Here is an 8,527-nt window from a genome sequence, read left to right as displayed (position 1 = left end):
GGTTCAGACATCAGAAAATAGAAACCATCGACCTCAATGCCATTGATCGATAGGATGGCAAAACTGTTCGCGATGTCTTCGCACACCTGTTCGCGATGTCTCCGGTCCAAACAAAGGGGGAGAAGGTGGCCGAGCGAAGCTCGGTCGGATGAGGGGTGTTCCAGGGAACGCCAACGCCTCATTTCTTCCAGCACGCCCCATCCGTCTTGCCGCTTCGCGGCAATCCACCTGGCGCGGTTCTTCCTTCTCCCCTTGTGGGAGAAGGTGGCCGCGAAGCGGACGGATGAGGGGTATTCCAGGGATCGCCAACGCCTCATTCCTTCCAACACCCCTCATCCGTCTTGGCGCTAACGCGCCAATCCACCTTGCCCCACAAGGGGGGAAGGAAATGAAAACGATCACCTTTTGTTCCGATTCTGCTTGGCGATTGCGCGGCGCCGCGCTACCTCTGGCGGGTGACAGAGCAGCCGCGCCTCGCCGAACAGAATGCCGCCGCGCGCTTGCCCGAGCCATTCCTCACATGGTTCGCGCAAAGAGGCTGGTCGCCGCGCGCCCACCAGATAGAATTGCTGGCGACTGCCCAGGCCGGGCAATCGGTTCTGTTGATCGCGCCGACCGGCGCCGGCAAGACGCTGGCCGGGTTTCTGCCTTCACTGACCGAGCTGGCCCGGAGGCCAGGGAGAAAGCCGGGGCAGGCGCGTCGCGGCATCCACACGCTGTACATCTCGCCGCTGAAAGCGCTGGCCGTCGACATCGAGCGCAATCTCGGCAAGCCGGTGGAAGAGATCGGTCTGTCCGTCACCATCGAGACGCGCACCGGCGACACGCCCGCGCACAAGCGCCAGCGGCAGAAGCTGGCCCCGCCCGACATCCTTCTGACGACGCCCGAGCAACTGGCGCTGCTGATTGCTGCGCCCGACGCCAGGCGCTTCTTCGAGGATCTGCGCTATGTCGTGCTCGACGAACTGCATTCCTTGGTGACGTCGAAGCGCGGGCATCTGCTGTCGCTCGGGCTGGCTCGGCTGCGATCCTTTGTTCCCGGCTTGCAGACGATCGGCCTGTCGGCGACGGTCGCCGAGCCGGACGAATTGCGGCGCTGGCTGGTCAGCCAGAATCCACCCGGCGGCATGGCCGAATTGATCGTCGTCACCGGCGGCGCCAAGCCCGACATCTCCATCCTCGACTCGGAACAGCACGTGCCGTGGGCCGGACATTCGGCCCGCTACGCGACACCGGAAATCTATAGCGAGATCAAGCGACACAAGACGACCCTGCTGTTCGTCAACACGCGCAGCCAGGCCGAACTGCTGTTCCAGGAATTGTGGCGGGTCAACGAGGACACTTTGCCGATCGCGCTGCATCACGGCTCGCTCGATGTCGCCCAGCGCCGGCGCGTCGAAAAAGCCATGGGCGAGAATGCCTTGCGTGCCATCGTCGCCACGTCGACGCTCGACCTCGGCATCGACTGGGGCGATGTCGACCTGGTCGTGCATGTCGGCGCACCGAAGGGTGCGAGCCGGCTGGCGCAGCGCATCGGCCGCGCCAATCACCGCATGGATGAGCCGTCGAAGGCGATCCTGATTCCGGCCAACCGCTTCGAGGTGCTGGAATGCCGGGCGGCGCTCGACGCCAATTACCTCGGCGCCCAGGACACGCCGCCGCTGGTCAATGGCGGGCTCGATGTGCTGGCGCAGCATGTCCTGGGTTGCGCCTGCGGCGCGCCTTTTCATGCCGATGCGCTGTTCGAGGAGGTGCGAACCGCCGCGCCCTATGCCGAACTCGACCGGCCGACGTTCGATCGTGTCGTCGACTTCGTCGCCACCGGCGGATATGCGCTGAAGAACTACGAGCGCTACGCCCGCATCCGCCTGAACAAGGACGGGCTGTGGCGCGTCTCCAATCCTCGCATCGCCCAGCAGTACCGGCTGAATGTCGGCACCATCATCGAGGTGCCGGCGCTCAACGTGCGTTATGTCAAGGCCGGCAGCAAAGGCTCTGCCTCGCGCGGCGGTCGGGTTCTCGGCAAGATCGAGGAGGCGTTCCTCGAAACGCTGACGCATGGCGATACCTTCATGTTCGCCGGCAAGGTGCTGCGCTTCGAGGGCATCCGCGACAATGAGTGCTTCGTGTCGAATGCGCCCGGCAGTGACGCCAAGGTGCCCTATTATGGCGGCGGCAAATTCCCGCTTTCGACTTACCTCGCCGAACAGGTCCGCATCATGCTGGATGACCCGCAGCGCTGGAAGAAGCTGCCGGAACAGGTCGCCGACTGGCTGCGCTTCCAGGCCGACAAATCGGTGCTGCCGAAGCGCGACGACCTGCTGATCGAGACCTTTCCGCGCGGCAACCGCTACTATCTGGTGGCCTACCCGTTCGAGGGCAGGCTGGCGCACCAGACGCTTGGCATGCTGCTCACCCGCCGCCTCGACCGGGCGGGAGCCAGGCCGCTCGGCTTCGTCGCCACCGACTATGCGCTTGCCATTTGGTCGCTGGCCGATATGGGCAGGATGTTCCGGCCGAAGAAACCGTCGCTGGCCGCGCTTTTCGACCAGGACATGCTGGGCGACGATCTCGAAGCCTGGCTGGCCGGCAGCTGGCTCTTGAAGCGCACCTTTCGCAATTGCGCGCTCATCTCCGGACTGATCGAAAAACGCCACCCGGGCCAGGAGAAGAGCGGCCGCCAGGTCACCGTCTCGACCGACCTCATCTACGAGGTCCTGCGCAGCCATGAGCCCGACCACATCCTGCTGCAGGCGACGCGTGCCGACGCGGCCACGGGTCTGCTGGATGTCAGCAGACTTGCCGAGATGCTCTCGCGTATCAAGGGACGAATCGTGCATAAAGACCTCGAGCAGATTTCGCCGCTCGCCGTGCCTATCATGCTCGAGATCGGCAAGATGCCGGTGCATGGCGAGGCCGATGATACGCTGCTGATGGATGCGGCAACGCTGGTCGAGGAGGCCATGGGGACGAAATGACATTCGCACTCGCCATGACGGCGCTCCTGGCGGATGCCGATCCTATCGGCATCGCCGGCGAGCGTGCGATCTGCGATCGCCGCGGCGTGCTTTATTTTCCCGAGCTTCGGCTTCTGACCGTGTCCGACCTGCATCTGGAAAAGGGTTCGTCGCTGGCACGGCGCGGTACATTGATCCCGCCTTACGACACCGGTGCGACATTGCTGCGATTGCAGGCGGTGATTGCCGATTATCAGCCGGCGATCGTCATCAGCCTCGGCGACAGCTTTCATGACGGCGCCGGCGCCGCGCGCATGCATGCAAGCTTTCGCGAACGCCTGGAAGCGCTGATGGCCGGCCGCGACTGGTTCTGGGTTGCCGGCAATCATGACCCGGATGCGCCGGCCGACCTGCCCGGCGAGACGGTGCGCGAGCTGGCCATCGGCTCTCTCGTATTCCGCCACGAGCCTTCGGCGGTGAGAGTGGAAGGCGAGATTTCGGGCCATCTGCACCCTTGCGCCCGCATCGTGCAGCAAGGTCGCTCGGTGCGACGGCGCTGCTTTGCCGGCGACGGCGGCCGCATGATCATGCCGGCCTTCGGCGCCTATACTGGCTCGCTCAATGTGCTCGACCGCGCCTATGCCGGGCTGTTCCGCCGCGAGACGCTGATGGCCTATATGCTCGGCACCGAGCGCATTTTTGCGATTTCCCACGCGATGCTGCGGCCGGGCTGAGCTGCTCTACCGGCCGTAGTAGAGGGTGACGGTGTGTTTCGCCTCGGCGAAGAACAGCCAGCGTTCGACCAGCATGCCGGCGAATTGAGCTGATGTGGCGAGTGCCGACAGCGCCGCCGCATAGGGCCATGGCAAGACGAACGCGACGATCAGCAGCAAGATGGGCAGAGCGAAGGCCAGCACCTGCGTGAACCGCCTTAGCTTTGCGCTGTGCTTGCGCGCGATGCGAAAGCCCATCTCCTTGAGCAGGTAGTTCTCCTCGGTATGCGGCCATTCCAGCGACCGCACCGTACCGCCGGCAAGCCCGGTCGCGGTGTTGGCGTTGGTCGGGATTTCCAGCCTGTCGTTGTGGCGCCAGGTCGCCAGTTTCCACCCCCAGCCGAAAAAGGTGAGGAGCAGCGAGAACGCCACCATAGTCTTCGACCCAACGGCAAAGCCCTGCAGCAGCGCGTTCAAAATCACGCAGCCGGTCATCGCCGAAAAGATGAGATAGCCTGGCAGAGTGAAGCGGCTGTGCCACTGGGCGATCGGTTTCAGCGAGGCGTAGATCATGCCGGTGGTGCAGACGGTGGCGACCGCGCCGGCGGCAGCCAGCAGCCCGGCGACGGCCACCCAGCCGTCTGTGCGGCCGAGGAACAGCCAGCCGAGGGCGAACACTCCTGCCGGCACGAAGGTCGCGACCGATGCAACGCCTTCGCGCGACAGCCATGAGCTGCGCCATTGCGAGAATGCTCTCCAGGCGCGTTCTGGTCGGCCGAGATGGCGGGCCGACGACAGCAGGCCGGCCGAGATCAGGCCGAGCGCCAGCCCCATGCCGACGAGGCCGAGCCAGAAGTCAGGCGGGACAAATCCTTGTCCGGCCAGCACGCCGAGCAGCGCGAGCAGGCCGTAACCGGCGCCGGTGGCAGTGGTGAAGAAGACAACGGAGAAGGCTGGATGCATGGATGCTGATCAATGCGAAAGCATGCGGTCGACCCAGCCGAGGAAACCGCCTTCGGCCTGCACCGGTTCGAGTCTCGGCGCCGGCACCGATGCGGCGCGCGGCGTGTGGGCGCGCGGCGGCAGATATTTGTTTGTCGGGTGATAGCCGAGTTCGGGCATCAGGTCGACGCCGCCGCGTTCGGCCACCAGTTGCGAGATCGCCGATGCCGGGTCGCCGAGATCGCCAAAGTGCCGCGCGCTGGTCGGACAGGCGGCGACGCAGGCCGGCACGCGGTCTTCTTCCGCCAGATTGTCGTTGTAGATGCGGTCGACGCACAGCGTGCACTTCTTCATCACGCCGACATCGGTGTCGAATTCGCGCGCGCCATAGGGGCAGGCCCAGCTGCACAATTTGCAGCCGATGCACTTGTCCTCGTCGACCAGCACGATGCCGTCCGAGGCCCGCTTGTAGGAGGCGCCGGTCGGGCAGACGGTGACGCAGGCCGGTGTTTCGCAATGCAGGCAGGAGCGTGGGAAGTTGACCGTGCGGCCACCCATCTCCGTCATGTGCTCATAGCTGTGGACGCGGTTGAACCAGACCCCGTCGGCGTCGCCGCCATAGGGATCGATGTCGGTCAGCGGCGCCATGTGACCGCCGGTGTTCCATTCCTTGCAGGCGGTGACGCAGGCCTGGCAGCCGACGCAGGTGTCGAGGTCGATGACCAGGCCGAGTTTTTTGTCGGTATGGGCGGGAAGGCAAGTCATTCGGCAGCTTCTCTTTTCATGCGGAACTCGGCGCCGAAACTGAGCTTTTCGGGCGAGGACTCGAAATGCGGCGGCTGCCGGAAGCGCTCGAACTGCGGCTCGGTGAAGCCGGCTTCTTCAGCCGCGCATTTGACGATGCGGACGCGCAGGTCGAACCATGCCGCCTGGCCGGTGACCGGATCGGAATTCGAGTAGCGCTTGCCGTTCGCATCGGCGGAAGTCTGGTCGCCGATGATGTGGTTGAGCAGGAAGCCGCGGTTGGATTCGGCCGCGTCGTCCTTCAGGCCCCAGCTGCCGCGCCGCTTGCCGATCGCGTTCCAGGTCCACACCGTGTCCACGTTGACGCCGTCTACCAGCTTGATCTGTCCCTTGACCCTGCCGTTGATGCTCTCGATCCACACCCAGTCGTCATCGACAAGCCCGAGGCCGGCGGCGGTTCGGCTGTGCACGAACAGCCGGTTCTGGCTGGTGATCTGTCTGAGCCAGGCGTTCTGCGAGCCCCAGGAATGATACATGTGCATCGGCCGCTGCGTCAGCGCATGCAGAGGGTATTTCTCAACGTCGACAACCGCCTCCTCGAACGGCGTGTACCAGAACGGCAACGGGTCCATATAGGTTTCGATGCGGCTGCGCTCCGCCTCCGGCGGCAGCACCCGGCCATGGCCGCGCGCGGCGAGGCGAAACCGCTGGATCGGTTCCGAATAGAGCTGGAACACGATCGGCTCGGCCTTCGGGATGAAACCCATGGTCTCGGCAAACTCGAGGTAGGATCGGTTGGCCATCTTGTAGTAGCGCTGGTCGTCGGCAAAATCGTGGTGCCAGAAGCCGCCATTGTCGATGTAGCGCTGAAGCTGGTCGGGATTGGCATCGCCCTTGCCGATCAAAATTCCGTCCTTGCCGCGCCAGCCGGCGAGCGGGCCGATGCCTGGCCTGCGCTCATGATTGACGATGTAGTCGGCATAATCGCGGTATTTGGCCGAGCCGTCGTCGGCGACGAAGCCGGGCAGGCCGAGCCGCGCGCCGAGCTCGATCAGCACCGTCTGGAACGGCCGCACGTCGCGGTCCGGCTCGACGACGGGGTGGCGGATGGCGTCGCCCGGCCCATCGGCATGGCTGATCGGCCGGTCGAGCAGGCTGATGCAGTCATGACGCTCGAGATAGGTGGTGTCGGGCAGCACGAGATCGGCGAACGGCACGGTCTCGGAATAATAGGCATCGGAATAGATGATGAACGGGATCCTGTACTCGCCTGACGCATCCATGTCGGTCAGCATCGCCATCGTCTCGACGGTATTCATCGACGAGTTCCAGGCCATGTTGGACATGTACATGAACAGCGTGTCGATCCTGTAGGGGTCGCCGGCCCAGGCGTTACGGATGACCGTGTGCATGAGCCCGTGTGCTGCCAGCGGCGCATCCCAGGAATAGGCCTTGTCGATGCGGGTCGGCGTGCCGACGTCATCGACCAGCAGATCGTCGGGGCCGCAGACGAAACCGAGCGGCATGCCTTCGAGCGGCGCCATCGGCCTGACGTCCTTGCCCGCCGGCCTCGGCCCCGGCGGCGCCGACCGCGGATAAGGCGGCTTGAAGCGAAACCCGCCGGGCACGTCCACCGTACCCAGGAGTACTTGCAGCAGGTGGATGGCGCGGCAGGTATGAAAACCGTTCGAATGCGCCGAGATGCCGCGCATCGCGTGCATCGACACCGGCCGGCCCTTGATCGTCTCGTGCCGGCGGCCGGCCCAGTCGGTCCACGCCACCGGCAGTTCGATCGCCTGCTCGAAGGCGACATGCGCCAGTTCGGCGGCGATGCGGCGGATGGTGTCGGCGGTAACGCCGCAGCGTTCGGCGACCGCATCGGGAGAATAACTCTCGTGCAGGTAGCGGTCTGCGATAAGCTGGAAGACCGGTACGCAGCGGCGGCCATCGACCTGGAAGTTGCCGGTCAGCGCCGGCTTTGCGTCGGTATCAGTGGCGCTGACGGAGACTTTGGCCAGCCTGTCCCAGGCCAGCGGATTGCCGCCGCTGTCGCGTGCGAACAGCCCGTCATCGGCTGCACCCGGCTCCTGGATGACGAGGACATGGGCGTTGGTGTAGCGCAGCAAATAATCGAGATCGACGCGGCCGGCCTTCAGCAGTTCATGGATGAGAGCAAACACGAACAGGCCGTCGGTGCCGGGCCGGATGCCGATCCAGTCATCGGCAATGGCGTTGTAGCCGGTGCGGCATGGATTGATCGAGACCACCTTGGCGCCGCGCGCCTTGAGCTTGCCAAGGCCGATCTTGATCGGATTGGAATCATGGTCCTCGGCGACGCCGAACAGCATGAAGTATTTGGTGTTGTCCCAGTCGGGTTCGCCGAACTCCCAGAACGAGCCGCCGATCGTATAGAGCCCGCCGGCCGCCATGTTGACCGAGCAGAAGCCGCCATGGGCGGCGAAATTCGGCGTGCCGAACTGGCTCGCCCACCAGCCGGTCAACGATTGCGACTGGTCGCGCCCGGTGAAGAAGGCGAGTTTCTTCGGATCGGTGCGGCGGATTTTCGAAAGCCGTTCCGTCGCGATCGAGAAGGCCTCCTCCCACTCGATCTCGCGAAACTCTCCCGAGCCGCGCGGACCGCTGCGCAGCAAAGGCTTCTTCAGCCTGGCCGGACTGTAGTGCTGCATGATGCCGGCGCTGCCTTTGCCGCACAGTACGCCGCGATTGACCGGATGGTCCTTGTTGCCGTTGATGTAGCGGACCTTGCCGTCCTTGATGTGGACGTCGATGCCGCAGCGGCAGGCGCACATGTAGCAGGTGGTCTTGGCGATGCTGTCGGAGACGTCAGGTGAGGTATCGACGCCGTCGCCCTCGTCGGGCGCGCTTGTGTCGGCAAGCGACCGTTGGGACGGTGCGGAATTGGCGCCTCGCAGCGGTCCGTGGTTCATGATTCGGGGCTTTTGCGGTCTGCGAATTTGGCTCTCGTCTTCGGCCCGGGGCCGCGCATGTAGTGTTCTTCCGGATGATAACGGTCGCCGGCAAGCCGACGCCGCAGACCGCGGGTCCAATGGGCAAACAAGGATTTGAACCGCCCGATCACTTTTCTACCCGTTGCAGGTTGGCCGCGATTTTTTTCCAACTTCACCGGGAAAATTAGAACAAAGCAATCGA

At 64.4% G+C, this 8,527-nt stretch carries 6 protein-coding genes; 2 read left to right on the top strand and 4 right to left on the bottom strand.

The features are described 5' to 3' along the window. A partial coding sequence (locus tag AC0L17_RS22740; protein WP_473517475.1) for a hypothetical protein occupies window positions 1-194 on the bottom strand: 194 nt, incomplete at its 3' end. A 261-nt stretch (window positions 195-455) separates the two neighbouring features. Here AC0L17_RS22740 and AC0L17_RS22735 point away from each other — a divergent pair. Together AC0L17_RS22735 and pdeM are read left to right on the top strand one after the other, a co-directional pair. Further along, window positions 456-2,978: a ligase-associated DNA damage response DEXH box helicase gene (locus AC0L17_RS22735; protein ID WP_473517474.1), complete on the top strand. Its 2,523-nt coding sequence runs from the start codon at window positions 456-458 to the stop codon at window positions 2,976-2,978. Then, on the top strand, window positions 2,975-3,691 hold the full coding sequence (gene pdeM / locus AC0L17_RS22730; protein WP_473517473.1) for a ligase-associated DNA damage response endonuclease PdeM: 717 nt from the start codon (window positions 2,975-2,977) through the stop codon (window positions 3,689-3,691). The genes AC0L17_RS22735 and pdeM overlap by 4 nt, the downstream gene beginning before the upstream one ends. A gap of 6 nt (window positions 3,692-3,697) precedes the next feature. On the opposite strand, the gene AC0L17_RS22725 is transcribed toward pdeM, so the two are convergent. From AC0L17_RS22725 to AC0L17_RS22715, 3 genes are read right to left on the bottom strand one after another with little or no spacing between them, the layout of a single operon-like run. Further along, on the bottom strand, window positions 3,698-4,633 hold the full coding sequence (locus AC0L17_RS22725) for a dimethyl sulfoxide reductase anchor subunit family protein (protein ID WP_473517472.1): 936 nt from the start codon (window positions 4,631-4,633) through the stop codon (window positions 3,698-3,700). A 9-nt stretch (window positions 4,634-4,642) separates the two neighbouring features. Then, complete coding sequence (locus AC0L17_RS22720) at window positions 4,643-5,377, bottom strand: 4Fe-4S dicluster domain-containing protein (protein WP_128169882.1); 735 nt, start codon at window positions 5,375-5,377, stop codon at window positions 4,643-4,645. After that, complete coding sequence (locus AC0L17_RS22715) at window positions 5,374-8,304, bottom strand: molybdopterin oxidoreductase family protein (RefSeq protein ID WP_473517471.1); 2,931 nt, start codon at window positions 8,302-8,304, stop codon at window positions 5,374-5,376. Before AC0L17_RS22715 ends, AC0L17_RS22720 begins: the two co-directional genes overlap by 4 nt. Window positions 8,305-8,527 lie beyond the last annotated feature (223 nt).

This window comes from Mesorhizobium sp. WSM4829 (genome assembly GCF_055811475.1).
Note: the sequence above shows the minus strand (reverse complement) of the source record. Positions and strands in the feature narration are given on the sequence as shown.